General features: G+C 33.5%; 1 protein-coding gene. It reads right to left on the minus strand.

Annotation, left to right across the window (positions count from 1 at the left end; all coding sequences use genetic code 11):
* On the minus strand, nucleotides 1–242 hold a 242-nt coding region (locus Q4550_RS23925), incomplete at both ends, for an exodeoxyribonuclease VII large subunit (protein ID WP_303536758.1).

Below are 242 nucleotides of genomic sequence, written 5' to 3' on the forward strand. Positions count from 1 at the left end.
GCCTGTTCCTGTTAGAAATTTATTGAGAATGAAGTCTTTTTTATTAGCCCAGATCATCGCCTTTTGCTTAGCGACCATTCTGTTGTTTTCAGTTTGTGTTAGTTCTATGTATACATGGTTTGGGTTATTAAAGTCTGTAATCTCACAGCGAATCCATACTTCTTTTAAATCATCTTTTTGAATTGATTTTGTAATTCTGTTTTGAAATTCCAGTAGCGTGATTGATTCTTGCTGCATAATAG

Source organism: Anaerobacillus sp. 1_MG-2023, from assembly GCF_030547345.1.
GTDB lineage: Bacteria > Bacillota > Bacilli > Bacillales > Guptibacillaceae > Guptibacillus > Guptibacillus hwajinpoensis_B.